The 23,938-nt window shown below is 48.2% G+C and carries 21 protein-coding genes and 2 pseudogenes; 8 read left to right on the plus strand and 15 right to left on the minus strand.

Annotation, left to right across the window (positions count from 1 at the left end):
• Positions 1-43 precede the first annotated feature (43 nt).
• The 4 genes from BGX14_RS05825 to BGX14_RS05840 all read right to left on the minus strand — a co-directional run bounded on the left by BGX14_RS05825 (position 44) and on the right by BGX14_RS05840 (position 7,160).
• Entirely contained in the window at positions 44-997 is a 954-nt protein-coding gene (locus BGX14_RS05825) for an Rpn family recombination-promoting nuclease/putative transposase (protein ID WP_143394159.1), read from the minus strand.
• A gap of 390 nt (positions 998-1,387) precedes the next feature.
• Positions 1,388-3,961 (minus strand): RND family transporter, encoded by a 2,574-nt coding sequence (locus BGX14_RS05830; RefSeq protein ID WP_095879351.1) that lies wholly within the window; start codon positions 3,959-3,961, stop codon positions 1,388-1,390.
• Positions 3,962-4,049: 88 nt separating this feature from the next.
• Positions 4,050-5,999 carry an LTA synthase family protein gene (locus tag BGX14_RS05835; RefSeq protein WP_233126425.1) on the minus strand — a complete coding sequence of 650 codons (1,950 nt, stop codon included), beginning with the start codon at positions 5,997-5,999 and terminating at the stop codon, positions 4,050-4,052.
• On the minus strand, positions 6,000-7,160 hold the full coding sequence (locus BGX14_RS05840) for a glycosyltransferase (protein ID WP_078775916.1): 1,161 nt from the start codon (positions 7,158-7,160) through the stop codon (positions 6,000-6,002). It abuts the gene before it with no gap.
• Positions 7,161-7,698: 538 nt separating this feature from the next.
• Here BGX14_RS05840 and BGX14_RS05845 point away from each other — a divergent pair.
• The 4 genes from BGX14_RS05845 (at position 7,699) to BGX14_RS05860 (ending at position 10,283) form a co-directional block, all read left to right on the plus strand.
• Entirely contained in the window at positions 7,699-7,938 is a 240-nt protein-coding gene (locus BGX14_RS05845; protein WP_143394160.1) for a hypothetical protein, read from the plus strand.
• A gap of 47 nt (positions 7,939-7,985) precedes the next feature.
• Positions 7,986-8,267: a type II toxin-antitoxin system Phd/YefM family antitoxin gene (locus tag BGX14_RS05850; RefSeq protein WP_198951160.1), complete on the plus strand. Its 282-nt coding sequence runs from the start codon at positions 7,986-7,988 to the stop codon at positions 8,265-8,267.
• Entirely contained in the window at positions 8,254-8,598 is a 345-nt protein-coding gene (locus tag BGX14_RS05855) for a type II toxin-antitoxin system RelE/ParE family toxin (RefSeq protein ID WP_095879353.1), read from the plus strand. The genes BGX14_RS05850 and BGX14_RS05855 overlap by 14 nt, the downstream gene beginning before the upstream one ends.
• Before the next feature lie 332 nt (positions 8,599-8,930).
• A complete protein-coding gene (locus tag BGX14_RS05860; RefSeq protein WP_198951137.1) occupies positions 8,931-10,283 on the plus strand; it encodes an IS5 family transposase in 1,353 nt (450 codons plus the stop codon).
• 5 nt (positions 10,284-10,288) lie between these two features.
• On the opposite strand, the pseudogene BGX14_RS16470 reads toward BGX14_RS05860, so the two are convergent.
• From BGX14_RS16470 to BGX14_RS05875, 3 genes and pseudogenes are all read right to left on the minus strand, one after another.
• A pseudogene (locus BGX14_RS16470) lies at positions 10,289-10,655 on the minus strand (His/Gly/Thr/Pro-type tRNA ligase C-terminal domain-containing protein); the annotation flags it as partial.
• A gap of 132 nt (positions 10,656-10,787) precedes the next feature.
• Positions 10,788-11,188 (minus strand): annotated as a pseudogene (locus BGX14_RS05870) (aminoacyl--tRNA ligase-related protein); the annotation flags it as partial.
• 156 nt (positions 11,189-11,344) lie between these two features.
• On the minus strand, positions 11,345-11,896 hold the full coding sequence (locus BGX14_RS05875) for a hypothetical protein (RefSeq protein ID WP_143159454.1): 552 nt from the start codon (positions 11,894-11,896) through the stop codon (positions 11,345-11,347).
• Between the two features lie 198 nt (positions 11,897-12,094).
• Here BGX14_RS05875 and BGX14_RS05880 point away from each other — a divergent pair, with 198 nt between their 5' ends.
• Positions 12,095-13,054 carry an IS30 family transposase gene (locus BGX14_RS05880; protein WP_095878741.1) on the plus strand — a complete coding sequence of 320 codons (960 nt, stop codon included), beginning with the start codon at positions 12,095-12,097 and terminating at the stop codon, positions 13,052-13,054.
• Between the two features lie 398 nt (positions 13,055-13,452).
• Here BGX14_RS05880 and BGX14_RS05885 read toward each other — a convergent pair whose 3' ends face one another.
• Genes BGX14_RS05885 through BGX14_RS05895 form a run of 3 tightly spaced genes read right to left on the minus strand, consistent with a single transcriptional unit; the run spans position 13,453 to position 15,139 of the window.
• A complete protein-coding gene (locus tag BGX14_RS05885) occupies positions 13,453-13,968 on the minus strand; it encodes a hypothetical protein (protein ID WP_143394161.1) in 516 nt (171 codons plus the stop codon).
• 14 nt (positions 13,969-13,982) lie between these two features.
• On the minus strand, positions 13,983-14,210 hold the full coding sequence (locus BGX14_RS05890; RefSeq protein ID WP_143394162.1) for a hypothetical protein: 228 nt from the start codon (positions 14,208-14,210) through the stop codon (positions 13,983-13,985).
• 5 nt (positions 14,211-14,215) lie between these two features.
• A complete protein-coding gene (locus BGX14_RS05895) occupies positions 14,216-15,139 on the minus strand; it encodes an FISUMP domain-containing protein (RefSeq protein ID WP_143394163.1) in 924 nt (307 codons plus the stop codon).
• Positions 15,140-15,703: 564 nt separating this feature from the next.
• Between BGX14_RS05895 and BGX14_RS05900 the strand changes: the two genes are divergently transcribed.
• The 3 genes from BGX14_RS05900 (at position 15,704) to BGX14_RS16280 (ending at position 16,652) form a co-directional block, all read left to right on the plus strand.
• Positions 15,704-16,186 (plus strand): hypothetical protein, encoded by a 483-nt coding sequence (locus tag BGX14_RS05900; RefSeq protein ID WP_198951161.1) that lies wholly within the window; start codon positions 15,704-15,706, stop codon positions 16,184-16,186.
• Between the two features lies 1 nt (position 16,187).
• Positions 16,188-16,400 (plus strand): hypothetical protein, encoded by a 213-nt coding sequence (locus tag BGX14_RS05905; protein ID WP_073305392.1) that lies wholly within the window; start codon positions 16,188-16,190, stop codon positions 16,398-16,400.
• A gap of 123 nt (positions 16,401-16,523) precedes the next feature.
• Complete coding sequence (locus tag BGX14_RS16280) at positions 16,524-16,652, plus strand: hypothetical protein (protein WP_255404482.1); 129 nt, start codon at positions 16,524-16,526, stop codon at positions 16,650-16,652.
• Between the two features lie 137 nt (positions 16,653-16,789).
• Here BGX14_RS16280 and thrS read toward each other — a convergent pair whose 3' ends face one another.
• The 5 genes from thrS to infB form a co-directional block, all read right to left on the minus strand.
• On the minus strand, positions 16,790-18,727 hold the full coding sequence (gene thrS, locus BGX14_RS05910) for a threonine--tRNA ligase (RefSeq protein WP_095879359.1): 1,938 nt from the start codon (positions 18,725-18,727) through the stop codon (positions 16,790-16,792).
• 96 nt (positions 18,728-18,823) lie between these two features.
• Complete coding sequence (gene ribF / locus BGX14_RS05915; protein WP_073305394.1) at positions 18,824-19,705, minus strand: riboflavin biosynthesis protein RibF; 882 nt, start codon at positions 19,703-19,705, stop codon at positions 18,824-18,826.
• Complete coding sequence (truB, locus tag BGX14_RS05920) at positions 19,698-20,624, minus strand: tRNA pseudouridine(55) synthase TruB (RefSeq protein ID WP_073305396.1); 927 nt, start codon at positions 20,622-20,624, stop codon at positions 19,698-19,700. Before truB ends, ribF begins: the two co-directional genes overlap by 8 nt.
• Positions 20,614-20,994, minus strand: a complete 381-nt coding sequence (gene rbfA / locus BGX14_RS05925; protein WP_073305398.1) for a 30S ribosome-binding factor RbfA — start codon at positions 20,992-20,994, stop codon at positions 20,614-20,616. The genes truB and rbfA overlap by 11 nt, the downstream gene beginning before the upstream one ends.
• Positions 20,987-23,935 carry a translation initiation factor IF-2 gene (gene infB / locus BGX14_RS05930; RefSeq protein WP_095879360.1) on the minus strand — a complete coding sequence of 983 codons (2,949 nt, stop codon included), beginning with the start codon at positions 23,933-23,935 and terminating at the stop codon, positions 20,987-20,989. Before infB ends, rbfA begins: the two co-directional genes overlap by 8 nt.
• Positions 23,936-23,938: the final 3 nt, after the last annotated feature.

Consider the following 23,938-nt stretch of genomic DNA (forward strand, 5'->3'; position numbering starts at 1 on the left):
AAAAAGCCCAAAACAAAGTAAAGCTTAAGTTCGGAAATGGGATTTACAAATTCCGGATTTCTTCTTCAGAAAGGCAGGAAACATTCACGATAAGGTTTAGAGACGCTCCATTGTTTTTAAGAGCTTTTGCCATTTCCCTGCGAGCATTTAAATCGCCTTCCTCGTATCTTTTAGCGAGGGCCTTCTCTTCGGCGTCGGCGATGGTCTCGTAGCCGTAGGCTTCGGATGTCTTGATGAAGTCCATTTTGAATTCCTCTTTCTCTTCTTTGGGGAGAAGCTTCTTCAAATATAGTAAAGTCTGCGTGAGAAAGTTTTCCGCCTCGTCCCGGGGCAATTCCTTCAGCATTTTCACGGCGGTGCGCAAGTGGCTTTGCATCTTTTCGCCGTGGAAGACGTATTTCATGGCGACCAGGGCGAGCGCGATTTTCGGGGAGATGTCCCGGATTTCGTTTGTGCTGAAACTGTCGCCGATATCCACAAGTTCGAGCACGAACGGCAGGCCGATGCGGTGGTAGTATTCCGGGTAGTCCGGGAACATGGTTCGCACGTCCAGTTCCCAATGTTCCTTGCCGTTGTAGAATACGATGGCGACGGTGGGGATGTTCCTTTGATTCTTGACCATGATGTGGTACCAGTACTTGACGAGCTGCGCAGTGATGTTCGGGTCCTTTGAAGACTTGTGTTCCTCGAGGATGCCGACGAGGAGATCCGCGGAGCGTTTCGTTTTCTCGCCGTCTTTTACATCGTTGCTTTCGCATCCGACGCCTGCGATTCTGACGGTGAACGCCAGGTCCGCGTAGCCGAAGCTTTCCGTGTCGCTGAAGGATTCGGAGATTTCGGTGAGGGTCGAGAGGTCCACGGTCTTCAGAAATTCGGCGAGGCTCCTGTTGTTGCGGGCGACGAGGCGCAAAAGTTCCGCGGCCCGGTCGGGAGCCTTGAAGACGGAGCGGAAATAGGAGTCGTGCCCAGCGCGGGCGTTAGCGTTGTTTTCTTTCATGGATTTCCTCGTTGAAATGTGGACTTTCCCCAATGAAAGTCCAACTCCTTTAAACGTTTTTGCGGACGTTTTTTCCACCTCGATTTGTGTAAAATGTTGCTTGCAGGGATAGGGGCGGTTTTTAAGTCAAACCTTGCTTTTGTGCAGCAGCTCGTTTCCCCAAGGCAACCGGGCTTTCAACCGAGTGAAGCGCACATCGTAGCAAGCCACAAGCGATGTAAAGTCGTCATTCAAACGAGTAAAACGCGTACCATCATAGCAAGGAGACCGCGGCGAAGCTATCGTCTTCGCTCATTCGGGGTTCTCATTTAAGAGAAATTTCCAGTCGTTTTGCCTTTTTCTTTCGCACAAACAAGTCTTAAACGGAGAAAAGCGTTTGCCTCAAAAGATTTAATCACGCTTCTTCAGCCAATTCCCGCAAAGACTCATGGAAAAGACAACGCTCGTCACTAAAAATACCGCAATGCCGATGCACGCCAAATGCCCGATTCCCTGCAGACCGCGATGCGTCGTAAAGAGAAAGCCGACAAAACCCGCAATCGTCGTCGTCGAACTCGCCATCACATTGCGCCCCGTCGTGTCCAAGAGGGTGCGCAACGTCAGATTTTTATCGGAAACCCACGCCGAAATAAAGTGAATCGTCGCATCGATTCCAATTCCCAAAGTCATCGGAATCACTATCACGTTATAAATACTGATTTTTCCAAATTCAAAAAAGTGCGTCAAAAAACCGAGCAAGCCCATCGTAATCAAAAATCCCATTCCAAAAGAAATGCAGCCCGTTACAAACAATTTCGGTTTGCGGAAAGAAATTGCCAGCGTTCCCATAATGACAACGATAATGGCTCCCGCCAACTTAAAGCTGTCCGCCTTGACCGATTCTATCACGTCGGAAAGGATGAACTGCGAAGAGAACGTGCGAAGATTTTCGCCGTCAAAATTCCAATGGCCGTAGCGTTCCTGAAATTTATGCAAAGCTTTGGCGTCCCAACTGGGGAAATCCCCATAGATAAATCCAATCTTTCCATAGGATCCGTCCTTTTCCCGCAGCAAATCCAAAGTCCACGACGGAATGTCTTCGGCGGTGAACGGTTTTTCCACTTGAGAAAGTTTGCGGAGGCTGGCGATGTTTGCCGAATCCTCGCCCGTTGCCCGATCAAAAACTCTGGCATTCGCCAAATCCCGAATTTCTTCGATGATTTCCAAGCGCAATTCCTGCGAATCCTGTGGAGGAACCAGGCTTTTCAGTGTTAAAAAGCTGCCGAGCATCGAGTCCTTTTCCACCAGCAGACGGACCATCAGGGTGTCGTAGAGCAGATCGAGCTGTTCCGGTTTGGAACCCATAACCGCAGCCGGTGTCGAAGAAACCGCCTTGTTCGATTCCCGCGTGACCTTCGTCGAAATTTTATTTTTCTTCTGAGTTTTTTCCGTTGAAACACGACGAAGATTTTTCAAATTGTGTTCAAAATCCACATACTGGCAGAAATACAGAGCGAACGCACCTAAAGCAAATCCCACAATCGAAGCCGTTCTGAAGAATCGGGCGATTTTCTGTTCGCTCCAGGATTTGGGCAAAAGGCTGTTTTGCGGAGCTGCGGGAATGCCGCCGAGACATTTGACAAAAACGGGAAGCACCAGCACCGAAGTCAGCATACTGAACAGGACGCCCGTCGAAGCCACAATGCCAAATTCATAAAATCCCCGGAAGTTCGATGCAAGAAGGGTCAAAAAGGCCGCGATCGTCGTGATGCTCGCCAAAATAAACGGTTTGATCATCTTGCTTTGTGCGGCTTCCAAAACCTCTTCCAGCGTCGCATATTTGTGTTTTAATTTTTGTGCCGTTCCCAAAATATGAATGGAATAGTCAATGCCAATTCCCAAAATGATGGAAGCGACAAAAACCGTAAACGGATTGAACTTGCCGTAAAAAAGAGCGGTAAACGCCAACGTCGGGAGGCACGCATACAGCACCGAACCCGTCACGAGAATCGGGCCTTTCACGCTACGGAAAAAGAACATCGTCAGCAAGAAAATAAGAACCAGACTGATTCCGAAGGAGAAGATACTGTCGTTCGCCACATCATCCACTTCTTTCAAACCTTCATAAGTTCCTTCCACTGTAAAACGGGTGGGCACAGCATAAGTACGGCTGTTGAAATTCTGCAACAGCGTATCGGTTTTGGCCAAAATGCGCGTGACAAATTCATAATCCGTCGAAGGTTTTAAAAGCTTCGCATTGACCACGCCATTATAAAGGATTTTTCCCGTGCTATCAGGCTGCGGACTGCCGATTAAACGAGTTCTCAAATGCGCAGGAATCGTCGATTTGGGATTCCATTCCGCCGAAGCGTTTTCCGTTTTCGAGGAATCTTTTTTGAAAAAAGAATCGAATGCACTCAACGCTTCTTCGGGAAGTCCCAGCTCTTGAGGAATGCTGGCGTCGAACCAAACCCTTTCTTTTTTCTCTGCCAGGTCTTCGCCCAAAAGGTCCACGACGAGAGGACCATTTTGTCTGCCGATTTCCTGCTGGACATCTTCCAGATTGTCGCGAAGGGATTCCAGATGTTTTAACGGAAGGTAGAGCAGCGCGTTATCTTTGAAAAATTGATTTTCGTTATCGATTTGCGTCGAAACGTAATCACCCTGCCAATTCCGATGAATGTAATCGGCGATAGAATCCTGCAATGCCGCGACCAATTCCACGTCTTCGCTCTGGATGGCAATCATAAACCGGTCCGTACTTCCAAAGCGCTCGTAAGATTCGTTCAAAGCGATAACGCTGGGAGTTTTTTCCGGAAGCAAGTGCGCCAAGTCGGCATCCAACTTCAACCCCGGATAAACAAGAATCGGAAAAGCAAAGGCCAGTGCCAAAAGAATATAAAAAAGCAGAGCCTTGTATTGATGTTTGCAAATAAGTGGAATGTACCAAGCAGAAAATCTTTCTATCAACGATTTTTTTTCCATACGCTAAATATATAAATATTCCTTTTTCAGCCCATCCTAAAACCCGATTTGACCGATAAGCGGTAAAAAAACGGCAGCGACTATCGGCTTATTTCGCAGGCATCATCTTGTCGTTGCGAAGCAGCGAGCGCAGAACCTGACTTGCGCCTATCGCCCGCTTTCTCCAAAGTCTAGAAAGGGAATCATTTGTTCGAGAAAAAATGTAGTCCTTGCCTACGAATACATCGTCATTATCCAACCCGCCCGTAATCACAGAATCCCGAAAGCCCAAGTAATAAGCGTTCTGCGTGTAAAAAAGCGAAGGCTGTTCTGCCGGGCGTTCTTCGGCGAGCAAGTCATAGCCCCAAAAATGGCTTGGAGCGCGAACCTGCGAAAGATCCAGAATCGTCGGTCCCAAATCAAGTTGGGAAGCGACATCTTCACGAATGTTCAAACCTTGCTGCAAAAGCGAATCCGCCGAAAAAATACCGATAAAAATTTGCGACGCGGCGACTCCCAGCGGTTGCGGAACGCGATAATCCACGGAATCCACCGGCGTATCGTGATCGCCGACGATAATGACCACCGTTCTTTCTAAATCTTCCCGTTTGGAAAGCGCATCCAAAAAACGCCCGAGCTGGATATCTGTATAGCGCAGCGCAGTGCGATAGCGTTTCATCGCATCGTCCGATTTCTCGGCAAAAGCTTCGGGGTAATTGCGAAATGGGATATGAGTCGCAATCGTATTGAATATCAAAAGCCAATTCTTGTCTGTCGGCAATTTTTCCAGAGTTTGAATCGCCTTGTCGGCACCCAGACTATCCATCGATCCTGCAATCTCCGGATCCGAAAGCGATTCCCACGAATCAAAAAATCTTTCCACAAAAGGCAACGTGTGATCGAAAATCGGATTGGAAATCGTCACATAAGCCCGCGTGTAATCCGTCAGATATTCCGGAAATCCCTTGAAATGATTGGACGCATAAAAGCTCGGCAAATCTCGATTGGGATGCGAAGGAAAACCGAGGTAAGTCGCCATGGTTCCCCGCACCGTCGGATAGCTCCCGCTAAACGCATTTTTAAACCAAAGCGTGCCGCCATGCGAAAAATACCCGCCGTTCGCCAGCTTCCAAATGTGAGGAGCCAAAGTCGTATCACCCTCGAGCATCTGGTTGAAAATCCGGCCTTTAAAAGATTCGCCGAAAATAAAAACGATGTTGTAGGGATGCGTAGCTTTAAAAGTTCCCGAAAGTTCCTTGCGAAATCCCGGATAGTCCGCATCCACACGATTTTCCGCAAACGAACGCGGCAAGAATGCGTCTAAATCCGCAATTCGCTCCGGCGTCACCTTATAATTGTCCCGCACAAATTCAAAAGTCTCTTCGGCGGCAATATGCAAAATCGGAGCGGTAATCGTGTGCTTTCCCAACGTGAATCGCATATCGACAGGAAATTGGACAAGGGGAATTGTCTTCACGCCCCGTGTGCCCGCCAAAAACAAAACCAGCGGAATCACCGAAAGCACAAGCCCCGAAACCAGCATGGCTATCGGCAGCTTTTTGCTGAAAACCAGGCGTGTGGAAATTCCAGCCTTCTTCTTTTTTCGATTCCGGAGCGTCCAAAAAATGCAAAAGGCAGTCGCCGCCGCTATCGTTATAAAAAGAGCGGACAAATACAGAACCGTTCCCGGTTCACCTCCCAAAGTCGATGTCGTCGTGGAATCCGAAATGTTCGAAAAATGAAAATAGGTACGAATATAAGAATAAGAAAGGCGCTGGTGCGTCCAGCGGAACACTTCATAATCCACAATCGCAAAGAAGAAATAGAAAACGTAAAAAACGGACAGGGCGCGCGGTGCCTTGGCAAAAGCAAAAAGAGCGGAAAGGACGAGTATCGCGCCGTAGGTCATGGAAAATTGCCAAAGCATTTTCCCCGAAAACATTTCCAGCATGGAAAGCCCGAGCGGATCAGGCAGCGCATAGAAAAATACAAACAGAACTGTCTGCAAAAGAAAGGCGAAACTCGTGATAAGAACAAACGGATTTTTGAATAGAGGCATTTAATTCCCCACAATAAAATCAACCGCTTTTTCCAAATCCGCCACTTGCCGTTCGTGAACTTGCGCATAGCGAATGCGAGCGCGTTCGGCGTAACGATTATAAATCGCCGGATTCAAAAGCTGCGCAAATCGATTCCGGATTTCGCTCTCGGAATAAGGATCAAAATAAATCGCCGCATCGCCGCACACTTCGGGAATCGAAGACGTTCCGCTTGCCGCCACAGGAACGCCGTAGCGCATCGACTGCATGGGCGGATAGCCAAATCCCTCATTCAAACTGGGGAAAATAAAAGCGTAGGCGTTCTGGTGCAAAAGTTCCAGCGTTTCCGTTTCGACATAACCCAAAAAGATGAATTTTTCAGGATGCTTCAAACGCCTGCGATAAACCTTCTCGTTCGTCACTCCCGTCACCACGACGCGATACGGCGTCTCGGGAATGGAATCGACGAGGGAATCAAAAGCCCGAACCGCCCGCAGATTATTCTTTTCCCAGCGCGCACCGCTCGTGAGCAAAAAATAGTTCTGGGGCAAAACGCCGTCGGGAAGTTCTCCTTGCGGATTCACCTCTTGCATCGGGCTGTAAAAGACGGGAATATCCGTGCGCATCAACTGCGGAAAGAATGTCTGGATAGAAGCCTTGCTGTGTTCGCTCACCGTCATCGTCTGAACGTTTCCGGCAGCAATGCGGTTCGCCAAATCGTCGTATTTGGGCTTATAAAAAAGTTCCTTCCAATTTTTCCGGTAACGCACAAGCGCTTCGGCTTTTTGCGAAAACGTCTTGGCAAAAGAAATGCCCTGCGGACTGTAATTCATTTCCAACGCCCGAACGCCGTGCCATGTGAACACAAAACGCTTCACCTGCACCGCCCATTTTTTTTCCAGCGAAAAAAGCGGCGTATAAAAAGTGTCAATCGCATTCGCATCAATGATCGATTGCGGAGAATTTTCCCGGATGTCGCACAGCGGAATGGCAAGTTCCTTGCAAGCTTCCTGGATTTTTGAATCCAGATACTTTTGGGAATCATAAGCGCAGAAAATTTGGATTGTCGTATGAAAACGCTTAACAAGCGCCCAGAACAGGACTTCTCCATAAGAGCCGCCGCCATGAAATTTGGCACTGTGAATCGGCTGCACCGCAACCAAATTGAATAAAAGCTTCATCGGGTCAAATATAATTTTTGTTTTGGCCGGCAAAGTCGTCAAAAATGAGGGAACAGTTGTAGCGGGATATGGAAAGAAAGACTTCGGCATGATGCCGCGACCCGTTTTTTGCTCGGGACGGCAAATGGCACGATGCCGATTGCATTTAAAAGCTTACTGTTCCTAATAAAAAAGGCGCGAGTCGTTGCATTTACCAAAGCGAGGCTCTCGAATGCCCATATTCGATAAACGCAAACGACCCGCGCCCCGAAAGGGCTGTTGCCCAATCAGCTTAAAGCTGATACGACAAACCGAGATATGCCGCAATACGGCATGCCTGCGTGAGCGTTCGCCTTGTTCCCGAATATGAGAAATTTTCGAGATTTCGCTTTGAGAACAAGAGCTAAACTCTTTTATTTCTTAAAATAATAACTTACAATTCAACGAAAAGTCTTGAATCCACAAAAAAATGATAAAATAGGCTGAAAAGTCACTTTTTTAGGAATTCTCGGATCGTCCAACTTGGAACGAGAAATATAATTTCTAGATGAGGATTACTATGGAAGATTTAGTTCTAACAATCCCGACTCAAGATTTGGGTATTATGGAAACTTTGGCGGCTCGCATGGGCTGGACTGTGCGGTCTAAGCGGAGCATTGTCCAGAAATTCGTCGATTCTTGCCCCAAGACGCCAATGATGACTGACGATGAAATTGCTGCCGAAGTTAATGCGGTTCGATACGGGAAGTCGTATAAAAGCCCAGATTGTTTTTATAACCCCCTTAAAACTTGCCTTTGATAGGCGAAAAAGGTATATTTAGGGAAGTTTATCGACAGGAGTCAATCATGCTTGATGTGTGCGAATGCATAAAGCCCGATTCTTACGTCAGTTCCAACATCGACGATGTGATGAATTTTGTGAACGATCGCAGGGAACCGATGGTAATAACCCAGGATGGAAAATCTCGGGCGGTTCTTGTCGATGTCGAGACATACCAAGACATGAAGAAAGCCTTCGGCCTTCTAAAAATCATTCAACTTTCGGAAAAGGATGTCCAGTCAGGACGGACAGAACCGGCGACGATGGTTTTTCAGGATTTAAGGCGGAAGTACAATGTCGGAAAATGATTTTTACAACGTTGTCGTTTCACAATTCGCAAAAGAAGATTTGAACGAAATCATTGCTTACCATGAGTCGTTAAACAAATCTTATGTTGAATCTGTCATTACTCAATTTGAAGACAACATCCTCTCCTTGTCGCATTTTCCCGAAAGCGGAAGAATCGTTCCCGAATTATACAGACAAGGTATTGAACGGTATAGAGAAATCATTCAGGGTTTGTATCGTATTGTGTATGAAATTCGAGAAAAAGATGTCGTCATTCATACAATTATTGATAGCCGAAGAAATTTGGATGAAGTGCTAATCGCAAAGCTGATGCGATATATAAAGAAATAGAAAACAAAACGCAGGCTCAGGTTGAGTCTGCGCTTTTGAGTTTAAAAGGGGATGCCGGAACGGTGTCCGGCATGACATATTGGGCGATTAGCGCACAACCTTGCGGTCGTCTTCGGTCATCTTGAGGAAGTCGGCGACGGTCATTTGACCCTTATCGCCTTCCTTTCTCTTGTTGACAGCGATGAGACCTTCAGCCTGTTCCTTTTCGCCTACAATAGTCGTCCCTTAAAATCCCGCCCAGCCCGCATAACTATTGGGAAAAATTGATTTCTACCCTGTGAAAATATTGCAAGGTTTTCTAAAATATGACTGAAAACCTTGCAATTTTTCCCATGTACAGACCGCCAAAATCCTCCGCCCAGACAAGCCTTTTCTGTTCCCTTGAGGAGCAGTTGAACCACAAGCATCCCCTTTACGTTCTTGCGAACAAGATTGACTGGAACAAGTTCGAGACCGAGTTTTCGAAACTGTTTGACGACAAAATGGGTGCGCCGAACAAGCCGATCCGTCTCATGACCGGGCTCATCATCCTGAAGCACATCCGCAACGTATCGGACGAGTCCGTCGTGGAGCAGTTCCAGGAAAACGCCTATTACCAGTACTTTTGCGGAGAACGGTTCTTCTCGACGGAGCAACCCTGCGACCCGAGCGAACTTGTCCACTTCCGGCATAAGATCGGCGAGGAAGGCTTGGACATGATCCTCAAGGAAAGTATCCTCGTCAACGATGACCACGATAAACAAGGACCGACAGGATGCGGCACGGTCTTTCTTGACACGACCGTGCAGGAAAAGAACATCACGTTCCCTACAGACGCCAAACTTGCGAACAAGATAATAGAGCAGGTGCAGAAAATCGTGGAAGAACACGGCCTTCCGCAGAGACAGTCCTACAAGAGAACCTTGAAGAAGATTCATCGTGACCAGCGTTTCCGCAATCACCCGAAAAACGCCAAAAAGGCTCACAAGGCGGATCGCAGGTTGAAAACCATCGCGGGACGGCTCGTCCGCGAAATGGAACGGAATCTTTCGAAGAAAAATCTGTCGGGTACGTACAAAGGAAAAATTGAACTTTTCTACAAAGTTCTGGCACAGAAGAAATGCGACAAGGACAAAATCTATTCGCTACACGAACCCGAAGTGAAATGCATCGGCAAGGGCAAGGAACACAAGAAATACGAGTTCGGCAACAAGGTGTCAATTGCCCGGAGCTACAACGGCATCATCGTCGGCGCAGTCGCGTTCAGGGACGAGTATGACGGACATACGATAGACGATACGCTTGACCATGTTGAACAAATGCTTGGATTCAGGCCGAGCCAGGCCGCATGCGACCGAGGCTACCGCGGACAAAAGGAATCCGGAACGACAAAGATCGTGATACCCGACGTCCCGAAGAAAAACGCGACTTACTACCAGAAGAAAAAGGCACACAATCTTTTTTGCAAGAGGGCTGGCATCGAGCCTATCAACGGCCATCTGAAAAGCGATCACCGTATGGGCAGAAATTTCTACAAGGGAATCTTTGGCGATATGCTCAATGCAAAGCTTGCAGCAGCGGCGTTCAACTTCAAGAGGGCCATGAGGCGCTTTTTTGTCCTGTTGGAATGGCTATACTTTTTTTGCCTTCTGTGGAACGGAATGAACAAAAAATGCGAACGTCCTTATCTTGCGTTCGCAAAGTGACCTTTTTAAGGGACGACTACAATAATTTTGTACGGCACCTTCTGGAGTTCGCATTGGCGAATCTTGTATCCGAGTTTCTCGTTGGATTCGTCGATTTCCACGCGCATTCCGGCGTTTACCAGTTCCCGTTCCACTTTGTGGGCGTAATCGACAAATTTTTCGGAAATGGGGAGAACTCGTGCCTGCACCGGAGCGAGCCACAGCGGAAAATCGCCCATGAATTGGGCTTCGCCCCAGATGATGCGTCTCGGTCATGGTCAAACAAGTTTGACCGCGACTCTCGACTTGTCATCTGTCTTCGATGAGGATGCCGAGGAAACGTTCGATGGAACCGACAGCCGCACGGTGGAGCATCACCGGAATGTGCTTTTGACGCCTTTTCCCCAAAGGGGATAACTCAACTAGGCCACTAAAGTGGCGAGTTTCGTATAGGCGTCTATGGCTGCGGCTCACCAATAAAAATACGCAAGCGTATTTTTGCTGGATTCGCCTTGCGCATTACTGGTTGTCCTTGCCGACATATTCAGCACCGAGGCGCTGCGGCAAGTTGAAGTCCACCTGGATGGTACCGCACTGCCAGTCACGACCGAGGCTGTCCTTCAGCGTGAATTCGAGGTTGACGCCGATGGCGTCCGTGGCTGCACTCGGTCATAGAAAAATGCAAGCATTTTTCTGCGACACTCGTTTTGCACACTTTTCGGGCCGTAGAAGGCGCCTTCGCCCGGATTCAAAATGTAGTCGAGGCCAGCGAGCTTCGTCGCTTCGGCGAGGGCGGCTTCAGCCTTGTCCCAGATTTCGTTGGAACCCACGCGCTTTTCGGGGCGGGTAGAGAACTTCACCACGATATCGTCGAAACCGAAGTCGTGGTAGATTTCCTTGACGAGGGCGCAGAAGTCGGCCACTTCGCATATTAGTCCTTTGAGCGTTCCCCGCACTATCGTGTGGGTCGGGCTATATTGCAAGGCCTCCCGTGCGCATCTGCGGTACGCCCGCGCCGCTCTTGCAACCAAGCCTCGCTTCGCTAGTCTTGTCCCCAAGGGGTCACTATCCCTAACGCATTTTTATTTCGTCAAAATAACACCATCTACATTTCCATTCAACCACCAAAGAATCGGAAATTCTGCGATGTATGTATCTCCTTTTATTTTCAAATCAATTTCTCGAATTTGACCATTGTGCCGTAGAGTGTACGCAGCAGATGCCGTAGGGCAAAGTGTCTTGGCAACATAAACAGAATATGTTGAATTTGTAAACAGGTAGGAATTGTCATCATCCCACTCGGAATTATCAAACGGAGTGGGTATAATTATTTTGTCCTTTTCAAACAATGGTGCGTAATCCGAAAAATCTTTATTTTTTGAATTAGCAGAAAAAGTTCCAGAAACCACATCATATGTTTCTCCGTTTTTTTCACGTTTATATTCCTTGACGACCATCCCTTTGCCAACAGCACGAAATTGTGTCGCTGCATCTCCCATAACATCACCACCGGTTTGGTTGTCGGACAATTGAACCATAGAGTGATGGGCAAGGATTTCAAAGCGGACTTTTACATCTTTCTTTGAGCCATAAACATGATGTTCCACCTCCATACAGGCGGTGAGAAACATCATGACCGAAATTAAAATTATTATGCGAGAAGAAAACTGAAAACTCATATAATTTTCAAGCTAGATTTTAATACTTCGCGAATTTTCACCGTCAATGCGACTGATATAGGTTGAATCGGGAAGAAAAAAAGTTCCCTAGGGCTAGCCCCTGGGGAACCTGGCCGAAACTTTTCTACCTTGCCGATTCTACCAAAAAAGGACATGGCGGTGAGTCTCAACCAAGCACAAAGATACGAAATACGAGCGCTCAATGCGGCAAAGATCCCCCCGAAAAACATAGCCTTGCAGCTGAAGGTCCACAAATCCACAATCTACAGGGAACTAAACAGGGGCGGCGGCCGCCAGCATTACGACCCGGTCAAGTCGCAGGAACGGGCAGACCTCCTTGCCGCGACAAGTCACCTGCATTACGACTACGACGAGGACGACTGGAAAATCGTGGACGGGAAAATCAAGGAAGACTACTCTCCCGAACAGGTGAACGGACGCGCGAAACTCGATGGGATGGGTGTCCCTAGCGTCGCCACGATATACAGGCATGTGAACAAGGACGAGGACCTGAAGAAGCACTTGCGGCACGGCAAGAAACCATACCGTAAGCGCGGGGAGAAGAAGGACAAGAGAGGCCAGATTGTAGGCCGCGTGCCCATCGAGGAACGTCCGGCAATCGTGGACGAGAAATCACGCGTAGGCGACATCGAGATAGACCTGATAAACAGCGCGGACCATGACGCGAACCTGCTCACGATCAACGACAGGATGACGAATTACAGCCTGATAAGGTATCTTCCGACGAAGAACGCGAAAGACCTGAAGAGAACGCTTGTGAGGGCGCTGAAGGACTTTGAGAAAACGTTCGAAGTCAAGATTCTCACAATCACTTCGGACAACGGGAAGGAGTTCGCCTGTCACGCAGAAATAGCGAAAGCTATGAAGGCGGATTACTACTTTGCGAACCCGTACCACTCCTGGGAGCGCGGTGCCAACGAGAACATGAACGGTCTAATACGCCAATATCTTCCCAAGAAGGAGTCGTTCAAGGGAATCTCTCCCCGGAAAGTTCGCTGGATACAGGATAAACTGAACAACAGGCCTCGAAAAAGGCTTGACTTTATGACCCCTTTAGAGTATATTTATACGCAAGTTAAACTACAAACCTAAGTCGCGTTAGCGACGAAAATCCGCCCTTCGCATGAGGACACGGATTGGGGATCTTCAATAGTTCTGATTCCGATGCATATGTCCTTGGAGGAATGGAAACCTTTACAGACGAATCAGTAAGTTCTACCACTACACGAATGCGAAGGTTGTTATCCAGACAAGCCATTGCATTGGGATAATAATTATCTGCAATCATAGGTTCGCCCAAATGCAATTCTTCGCATTTAGCGGAGTTTTTCCCAAGACCATAATAAATTCCATTACCTTCTTTTTGCAAAATTCGCGTAACAGTATTGCACGCTTCTTCATACAGTTCCTTAAAAGAACATGATGTGCACAAGAAGACGCAACCACCTGCAAGTAGCAACGGAGCTATCAATTTTGGTATCATTTAATCCTCATTTAATGTTGAGACACTTTTTGAATTCCGTTACATCGCCGTTAGCCCTACTTGTATTCCCATGAAAACTTTTGATAGTAAACTTTTCCGCAAGTTTTCTGACATTCAACAAATTGGGATTAGCTTTCTTACATTTTTGGATAAGTAGTGTTTCGCAAAGATCGATTTCTTCAAAGCAATCTTTTCGATGCTCCAAGACAATGAAATATACTTTTAATCCCGTCTTAGACGCTTCTGCTAAAAAATCATTGAGCATTGCCTTTTTGGCGGTTGCAAAGCATTCATTTTTAAATGTTTTGTTCGTTCTGCCGACATAAATGGGGGTTGACCCACGAGTTACAGCGTTGACAAAAACATAGCAGCCTTTCTTGTCGGCATATTTTGAAAAGTTTTTTTCTTTCCATAAGAACGCACCGACATCACCAAGTTGTCGAATGGTTGTAGTTCCGCCCTTGATTTTCTTAGGCTTTGTCGGAACATCAAATGGTCCGTGAATGGTAAAGTTTACTGGCATTGATGTTTCCTCCATTAATCGTTACTTTTGGCAATGCTCTGTGCAGCGTCGAATATCAATTTACCTAGCTTTTGCATAGACTTTGGTTTGCCTTGAGCGTATTCTTCAGACCATTCAAAGGCTTTACTATTGCACAAGCCATTTTTCCATCCTTTGAATTTGTATGTCCGTACTTTACGACTGTCGGCACCTTTTTGAGTTTCAACCTTAATGTTAAGCAACAAGGAATATGTCTTTGTCATATTTATTACTCCTTGTTTTCTTCAGTATCAGCGATGCAGCGAACATTAAATTTTCCCTTAAAATCCCATCTATAAATTTTTTCAACGCTAAGATCGACGTGATTTTTAATAGTATTTCCGTCGGAAAGGAGCCAATAGCCTATTATCATGCTGCCTGTTCCATATTTGAACTGTGATTCGTCATCAAAATAGCCCATTTTTTGACCCCAAAATTCACGAACAACAGAGCATTTTTCAAGAGCATGTTGATATGGTTCTCTTTCCTTGCAATACTTTGATAGTTTGTTAATAAGTGTAGAAGCGTCTTTTTTATTTGGCAAACGCCATCCTTCGGGACATATATTTTTAGCCTCTAAAATGGTATAGAATCGACCTTTAGAACATTCGCTTTCGTCTTCAAGATAGCATATGCTAGTAGGCGTCTCTATGTTTAGATTGTTCGCCATCCAAATACTGTTTCCGATGCGAATAACTTTATGACCGTTGACTTCTTGAAGTCGTTGTAGCTCGCCTTTCCCCTGAACACAACGAACCGACCATAATTCTGACTTGAAAGCATACGCTAACTTATCTCCGTCTTTTACATAAGCACCTAAAGACAAGTCTTCTTTTTCTGTGGATGACCAGACGTAGTCAATGCTTGTATCAGAAACTATTCCCTCTAGTTCTGATTTACTTGGTAAATGCCAACCTTCGGGACATGCTACAAGAGCAGAATCCCAAACATACCTTGCACCCGATTCTTCAACAGACTCTGCCCCACCCTTGAATTTGAGATTTTCCGCCATCCACACTTGGTCTCCAATTTTGACGGTCTTATATTTTTGACCGTCACGCGAGTCGGTGAAAGATTCTCCACCGCAGGCGGAGAAAAGGAATGTCGTAGCAATAAAGGCTACGGCAGCGGCGATTCTATTGAGATGTTTCATACAGTCCTCACTGGTTGGATTAAAACCTAATGAGTTCCGCCCCTGCTCAACAAGGAACTTCGCCAAAATTTGTATGAATACAAAAAAGGCGTAGATCGTTGCATTTACCTAAGCGGGGCTCTAGACTTGCCTCAATGCGATAAACGCAAACGACCCACGCCCCAAACGGGCTGTTGCCACTGGTCGAAACAACCATAAATCAGCCAAATAGCTGATACGACAAACCGAGATACACCACAAAACGGCATACCTGCGTGAGCGTTCGCCTTGTCCTCGCATTGGGAAATTGTCTAGATTTCGCTTAGAGAACAAGAGCAAAAACTCTTTTACTCCTTAAAAATAAAATAAAAAAAGTAAAACGCTCAAAAAGTTTATAAAAGAGAGCGCTTTTGTGAAGAAAATGGCGAATTTGTGCCATTTTGTAAAGCAAACGGGCTATTCCTACTTGGAATGGACCTCCCTAAAACTTGCCTTTGAGGTGCGAAAAAGGTATATTTACACTGATAAGGATGACGCGACCCAATGGAAATTGACATCCAAATAGATTCCCTAACGAATTGCCTAGTGTGCCGAGAAACAGGAGAACAACTCGATACCGAATTTCGACTTGTCCTAAAAACTATTTCAAAAAAGGATGCAGCAGCACTACAACGAAAAGGATGGAAATTCGATTGGAGCATACCACATCAGCACGATTATGAGGTTTATGAGTTGTTGTTGAAGGATGACACTCAAGTGCAAGGTATGATAGCACTGAAGCATATCCGCGATCAATTTTATACACATGTAGATATTGTAGAAGCTGCTCCGGAGAATATCGGGCATTTAGGAAAATACAAGGGCGTAGGAGCTCATCTCTTTGCAATAGCTTGCAAGTTAAGCTGGGATGTCGGCAATGAGGGCTATATCCAATTTACCGCAAAAACGAATCTTGTAGAACATTATCGTGAAACTTTAGGTGCGCGAAACATCGATTCTCAAAAAATGTACATAGACAGTTATGGAGCATTGAAACTAATTCAAACCTATTTTCCCGAGGAGGCATAATATGATTGTAGCAGAACTCGAACCCGTCGTTGCTTCACGCAAGAGTAATACGCTGCGAGAAAATTTCGACCGCTTCGGAGAAGACTTTTCTGACGGTCGTTTGACTGAACCATCTCCGACAGAACGACATTTCCGTTTGCATGAAGCAATTGCCTATTCAAACAGTTTGGGACGTCCGCTCACAGAGCAGGAAATGAAACTGTTCGAAATTTAAACGTTGGACATATTTTTCAGAAGGCCATTGCTGATAAAGCAATGGCCTTCTGTTTTGGGCGGGAGGGCGGGGTAAGCCCGGGCGTTACAGAAACCCCTGCGGCTCGGCCATAGCCATGCAAGCATGGCTGCGGCACTCGCCTTGCATGGCTTTGCGGGTGCGGCGACTGTACATCCGCTAGAAAGGGTGGAGAACAACGAAGTGCGAACCAGGGGACAACTGCATAAGGCGAGTATCGCGACAGACCGCTAGCGGGCTGGCATGATCGAGCCGAGCAGTTGGGACTATAGTCCCACGCTTTCCCCTATACCAAAAAAACGCAAGCTCAATGAGTCTGCGTTTTCTAAAAGGCGATGCCGGAACAAAGTCCGGCATGACATGTTTGGCGACTAGCGAACGACTTTTCTGTCTTCAGCGGTCATCTTGAGGAAGTCGGCAACTTTCATGCTGCCCTTGTCACCCTCTTTACGGCGGCGAACAGACACGACACCATCGGCCACTTCCTTCTCGCCTACGATGAGGAGGTAAGGCACCTTCTGCAATTCGCACTGGCGGATCTTGTAGCCGAGCTTTTCGTTGGATTCGTCGACTTCCACGCGGACGCCGGCGTTCACGAGCTCGCGTTCCACGGATTTTGCGTAGTCAACGAACTTCTCGGAAATCGGGAGCACGCGGGCCTGAACCGGAGCGAGCCACAGCGGGAAATCGCCCATGAATTCTTCAATCAAAATGCCGAGGAAGCGTTCGATGGAACCCACGGCCGCACGGTGCAGCATCACCGGAATGTGCTTCTGGTTGTCCTTACCGACATATTCGGCACCCAGACGCTGCGGCAAGTTGAAGTCCACCTGAATCGTTCCGCATTGCCAGTCACGACCGAGAGAATCCTTCAAAGTGAATTCCAGTTTCGGGCCATAGAAAGCACCTTCGCCCGGATTTAGTTCATAGTCGAGTCCGGCCAGCTTTGTCGCCTGTTCCAGCGAGGCTTCCGCCTTGTCCCAAAGTTCGTCCGAACCCACGCGTTTTGCCGGACGGGTCGAGAACTTGACCTTGACATCGTCAAACCCAAAGTCGTGGTAGATTTCCTTGACTAGGGCGCAGAAGTCGGCGACTTCGCTTGCAATCTGGTCTTCGGTGCAGAAAATGTGTGCGTCATCCTGAACAAATCCGCGGACGCGCATCAAACCGTGCATGGTTCCTGCGGGTTCGTAGCGATGACACTTGCCAAATTCCGCAAGGCGCATCGGCAAATCCCGCCAGCTGCGAAGCTGGGAATTGAAAATCAAAATATGGCAGGGGCAATTCATCGGCTTCACCGCCATCTCCACGTCGCCCGCCATAGTTTTGAACATATTTTCGTTGTATTTGTCGGCGTGCCCGGATTTCAACCACAAAACCTTGTTCACGATTTCCGGCGTAATCACTTCCTGGTAGCCGCGATTGTCGATTTTCCCACGGATATAATCCTTGAGGGCATTGACCATCTTGGTTCCCTTCGGATGCCAGAACACCATTCCCGGAGAGTGGTCTTCGATGTGGTAAAGGTCCATTTCCTTGCCGATTTTCCGATGGTCGCGCTTGGCGGCTTCTTCCAGCTGCTTGACATAGATTTCAAGGCCTTCCTTGTCGGCAAAGCAGGTTCCGTAAACGCGGGTCAGCTGGTCGCTTTTCTGATCGCCGTGCCAGTAAGCGCCGGAGAGGGAAAGAATTTTGAAACTTTTGAGTTTTCCCGTACTCGGCACATGGGGACCCGCACACAAGTCTTCCCAATTTTTTCCCGGTTCGCCTGTAACATAAAAACTCAACGTGCCATCCGAATTTTCGCGGGCAAGGGCGCGCTCCGCATTGTCCGTCTTGTATTTATCGCCTTCGGTACGCTTCAAGCCTTCTTCGCCGCTGACTTCGATACGAGTAAACGGGCGATCTTCCTTGATGATTTCCTTCATGCGTTTTTCAATTTTCGGGAAATCCTCTTCTTTAATCGGAGTCGGCGTCATCAAATCGTAATAGAAACCTTTTTCGATGGCGGGGCCATACGCCAACTTTGTCCCCGGAAACAAATCGCAGATGGCTTCGGCGAGCACATGGCTGCAGCTGTGGCGCAGGAGCATTAAGGCATCCGGGTCGTCATTGTTCGGCGTGATAATTTTGATGGTGCCGCTTTCGGTCAGCGGACGGGAAAGGTCCAGAACCTTGTTCCCCAATTTGACGCCAAGAGCTTTACGGGCGAGTCCTTCGGAAATGCCTTTCGCGATTTCGAGGCCGGTGGTGCCCGATGCTACGGAACGTACGGAGCCATCGGGGAAAGTGATTTCGATTTGAGACATGATATTTTCCTTTGGTGGGCGGTTCTCGCCCGGTTCCCCAGAAATACGACATCTGGTGGTGCGCTGTAAGATAATAAAATCTGAAAGCCCCAGCAACTAGATATTCCGAGCGAAATCCGCGTCCATCCCAATCTGGCGTTTTAAATCGTCAAGGGAATCGAACTTTTGCTCCGGTCGGATAAATGCGACCAAGTCCACATCCATCGACTGTCCATAGATATTTTGGTTAAAATCCAAAATGTGCGCTTCAATAGCGAGCGGTAAATCCCCGATAGACGGCTGGCGACCGATATTGACCACCGCCCGATGCGCCGTTGAATTTTGCAAGCGAACGACCGCGGCGTAAGAGCCGTATTTGGGAATCAATTTGAATGCGCCCGTTTGCACATTCGCCGTAGGGAAACCGATAGTCCGGCCAAGATGCTTGCCATCTACGACAATCCCGTGGATTCGATATGGCCGACCGAGAAAAGTCGTCGCACGTTCAACAGCCCCGTTTTCCAGAGCATTCCGGATTCGAGACGAACTGAGAATTTCTCCGTCTTTATATTTTGCCGAAACCTGAATGGCAGAAACATCGGGAAATGCGGCGATGATGGCGTCAAAAGTGCCTTTGCCCGCTGCACCAAAACGATGGTCGTGTCCTAGCACCAAAAATTTCGTATTCAGTTCGCCCAGAATTTTTTCTTGGAAAAATTGCTGAAATGGCTGTTCAGCAACTTGACGGGAAAATGGCAACGCCACAAAATCCAATCCTAAAGAGCGCACAAAAAAAGATTTTTCTTCGGTCGTCGTCAGCAGAGCCGGATGCCCGGGAATGCCCAGAACATGACGCGTATGCGGTTCAAAGGAAACGACCGTCGGCACCAAACCACGAGCCTTTGCTTCGGTTCGCAAAATCTGGAACACTTCCTGATGCCCCAAATGACAGCCGTCAAAATTGCCGACCGTTACCGCACGCGCAACCAAATCAAGCATCGTCACTTCCCAAATAAAACTTCGGGGCAAGCTTGCCGTTTTCAAAGGAACAGCCCGCTTTCAATTCGCCGTCCCGACCGACAGCCAAAATCATATTGGGAGCATCTTTCTCTAAAACGATCTCCGAACCGTTCCAAGTGATTAAACGCCCGTTCCGCAAGGCGACAACTTGCCTGTCCGTCAATTCCACGACTGGAAATTTCATACAGTCCTGAGGATTTAAAAGGGATCCCGCATTCAAATTTTCCGGCAGAACCGCCTGTTCGATGGACAAGTGCCCAATGCGCAAGCGTCGAATGCCCGAAACCGCGCCAAATGTCCCCAGAGCGTTCGCCATATCTCGCACCAGCGAACGGATATAGGTGCCTTTTGAACAATCGCAAGTAAATCGATACGAAGAACGAACCCGCCCGGAAACACCATCAGGCGCTTCGGCAACTCCATCCAAATTCAAATGGCGAATGAAAATTTTCCGCGCTTTCAATTCAACTTGTCGCCCTTTGCGTTTCAAATCCGAAGCCCGATGGCCGTTCAGTTTGACCGCGCTGTAATCCGGAGGAATCTGTTCGATTTCGCCGATGAATTGAGGCAATATGCTTTGCACTTGTTCCGTTGAAATCGGCGACGTGTCCGGATCTTGATGGACTAAAGCTCCATCCCATTCATCCGTTTGCGTGGAATAACCAAAATGGGCGACAAAAGAATAAGTCTTTTCGGCGGCTTCCACAAACGGCAGCAAACGCGTTGCCCTTCCCACCGCTGCAACAATCAAGCCAGAAGCCCGCATATCCAGCGATCCCGCATGGCCAACGCGCCGCGTTTGAAAAATTTTGCGAATCGGAAAAAGGGCGTTACAAGAAGTAACGCCCGCCGCTTTATCGAGCAAAATCAAGCCAGAAGCAGAATTTTCAGAGTTCACCTGAGTCCTTCAATTCCGCAAGGATTTCTTCAATGTGCATCGCATGATCCAGACTTTCATCCAAAATAAAGGAAAGCTGCGGAATCTTGCGAATTTTAAGAGCCTTGCCCAGATAAGTGCGAATGAATCCGGCAGAATTTCGGAGAGCGATTAACGAAGAAGCCTTCTCCCTGTCCGAACCAAGGACAGAGACAAAAACTTTTGCATAGCTCAAGTCATTCGTAATCTCCACGCGATTGATCGTAACAAAACCGATTCGCGGATCTTTCAGCCCCTTCATCAGGAGCTTCGCGATCTCTTCACGAAATTGTTCGTCCAAGCGCGTGGTGCGAGGGACTCGCCGATTGCTATGGCTATGTGATTTACGCATCGGAATCCTTTTCCGCGTCTTTCTTCTCGGCAGCAGCGGCTTTGGCAGCAGCTTCATCCCGGGCGACATCCGCAAGAGTTCGAGCCACGGTCACTTCCTTGAAGAACATCAGCGTATCGCCTTCCTTCATGTTGTCATAGCCCTTCAATCCGATACCGCATTCAAAGCCACGAGAAACCGACTTGACATCGTCCTTGAGGCGTTTCAGCGACTGCACAACGGTCTGTCCAAGTTCTACGCCATCGCGATAGACATGCACACGGCTGTTGCGGTCCACTTCGCCGTCCGTAACCATACAGCCGGCAATAATTCCGACTTTGGGAATCTTGAACAGCTGGCGGATTTCGGCTTCGCCCGTCAGTTCTTCGCGAGTCGTCGGCTTCAAAAGGCCTTCGACCGTATTCTTGATGTCGTCAATAATTTCGTAGATAATCCGGTAGTTCTTAATCTGAACGCCTTCTTTCTGCGCCATTTCACGAATGGAGAAGGACGGCATCAGATGGAACGCGATGATTACCGCCTGAGAAGTCGAAGCGAGCAGGATATCGGAATCCGTAATGGCACCGACACCCTTACGAATGATATTGACTTTGACTTCGCTATTCGACAGTTTTTCCAGGCTAGCGGCAATCGCTTCGGAAGATCCGCCCACGTCCGCCTTAATAATCAAATTGAGTTCGGAAATCGTTCCGTTCTTGACGCCTTCATAAGTGGATTCTAGAGAAATGGACTTGCGAGCACGCAAATCGCGTTCACGGGCCGCCATACGACGCTTCGATGCAATTTCACGCGCGGTCTTTTCGTCTTCGACCACGGTAAGCTCATCGCCAGCCTGCGGAGTTCCATCAAAGCCCAAGACCTGGCACGGAGCCGAAGGCCCGGCGCTCTTCATCTGCTTGCCGCGATCGTCAAACATCGCACGGACACGGCCAGCGTAAACACCGCAAACAAACGGGTCGCCAATATGGAGGGTTCCATTCTGAACAAGAATTGTCGCCATAGAGCCTTTGCCCGCATCCAATTTGGATTCGACAACGGCACCTCGGGCATGAGCGGATTTGGACGCTTTCAGTTCCAACACTTCCGCTTCCAGAGCCAGAGTTTCCAAAAGCTGTGGCATTCCCTCGCCTGTGCGAGCAGAAACTTCAATACAGCTGACGTTACCGCCCCACTGTTCTACTTCGACACCGCGTTCCGCGAGTTGCGCACGGATTTTGTCCGGGTTGGCGGTCGGCAAATCCATTTTGGTAATCGCGACAACCAGCGGGACTTTTTCACGCTTGGCAAGTTCAATGGATTCCACCGTCTGCGGCATCACCATCGAGTCTGCAGCAACAACCAGAACGATTACGTCGGTAACTTGAGAACCGCGAGCACGCATCGCGCTAAACGCTTCGTGACCCGGCGTATCCAAGAAAGTCACCTTACCAACAGAAGTCGTTACTTCATAAGCGCCAATGTGCTGGGTAATGCCGCCCGATTCTCCAGAAACGACATGAGTCTTGCGAATCCAGTCCAAGAGCGAAGTCTTACCATGGTCCACGTGTCCCATTACCGTCACAACAGGATGCCGCGGTTCCAAATCCTCGGCCTGGCTGTCGTCAACGCCAAGAACTTCCTCTTCATATTCTTCCATCAACTGGGCGTCGTAGCCAAATTCATCGGCAAGAACTTGAATCGTTTCAAAATCCAAGCGAGCGTTGATGGTCACCATCATACCCATTTCCATGCACTTCGCAATGACTCGCGCCGGCATCTGATCCATCATTCCAGCGAGTTCACCGACAGTGATGAAATCCGACGTCTTCAAAATTTTCTTCTGTTCTCCGTCCGAAGAAGCCGCCTTGTCTTTGTGATAGACTTTTTTCACAGGATTCTTCGAAAGAGACGCCATCACGCGGGAAACATTCTGGCGAATGGAATCTTGCTGTTCGCGCAGTTCAAAACGACCGTCTTTATTGTCTCGACCATTTTTACCGCGCTTGTTTTTATCATTACGACCCGCAGAAGAACCACCAAAACGATTGGAACCCGCATTGGGATTGTTTTGCGCATTGGCAAAAACATCCTGCATATTCTGGCCCGGGAAATGCCCCCCGCGAGTCCCGCCGCCAAAAGAACGTCCCGTTCCCTGCTGACCGGCGTTTCCCCGATAATGCGAATTAGCACCCTGACCATTGCGATTATTTCCGTTTTGGCCCAAATGCCCCGCATTGTAGCCGCCCGAAGCGTTATTTCCACGACCGCGATGTTGAGCCGCAGCCTGCTGACGAGATTTTTCAATTCGAGCAAGAATTGCCGCATCTGGTTTAAATACCTGAGCTTTCATTCCGACTTGGCGAAGACCGCCCACCGGAACCGCATTGACTTTGGGAGCGACTGCCGGAGCTGCAGCCGGTTTTGCCACCGGAGCAGGAGTCGGTGCCGATTTTGCCGGTTCTGAAACGGACGGTTTAACAGGATCTGTTTTAACCTCATTCGTTTTAACCGCAACCGGTTTTACCACAGGAGCAACGACAGGCTTGGGTGCCGAAATCGGAGCCGCCTTCGGAATAGACGGAACGGGCTTGGAAGGTTTGACTGTAGAACGAGCATCTCGTGTAACACGAACGCTACCACCCATAAATTTCCCGGTGATAGTTCTCCGACCGCTAGACGGAGCCGCAGGTTGCGACGGCGTGGCTGCGGGAGCTTCTTTTTCGTCCGGAGCGTTCTTTTTCACATTCTTGCGTAAACTGCTGGCCTTTGCCTTGCGCGCTTCCGCTTTCGCTTTTTCTTCCAGAACTTGAGCTTCTATCGAAGCAAAAGCCATTTGGGGAACCGGACTGAACGGAGTCAACACCTGCACGCCATTATCATGCAGCAACGCAACAACTCGGCTGGGATCTACGCCGCGTTTTTTAGCCCATTCACCCGGGGTGATTTTGATTTCATTACTCATCTA

It is taken from the genome of Fibrobacter sp. UWS1 (genome assembly GCF_002300445.1).
GTDB lineage: Bacteria > Fibrobacterota > Fibrobacteria > Fibrobacterales > Fibrobacteraceae > Hallerella > Hallerella intestinalis.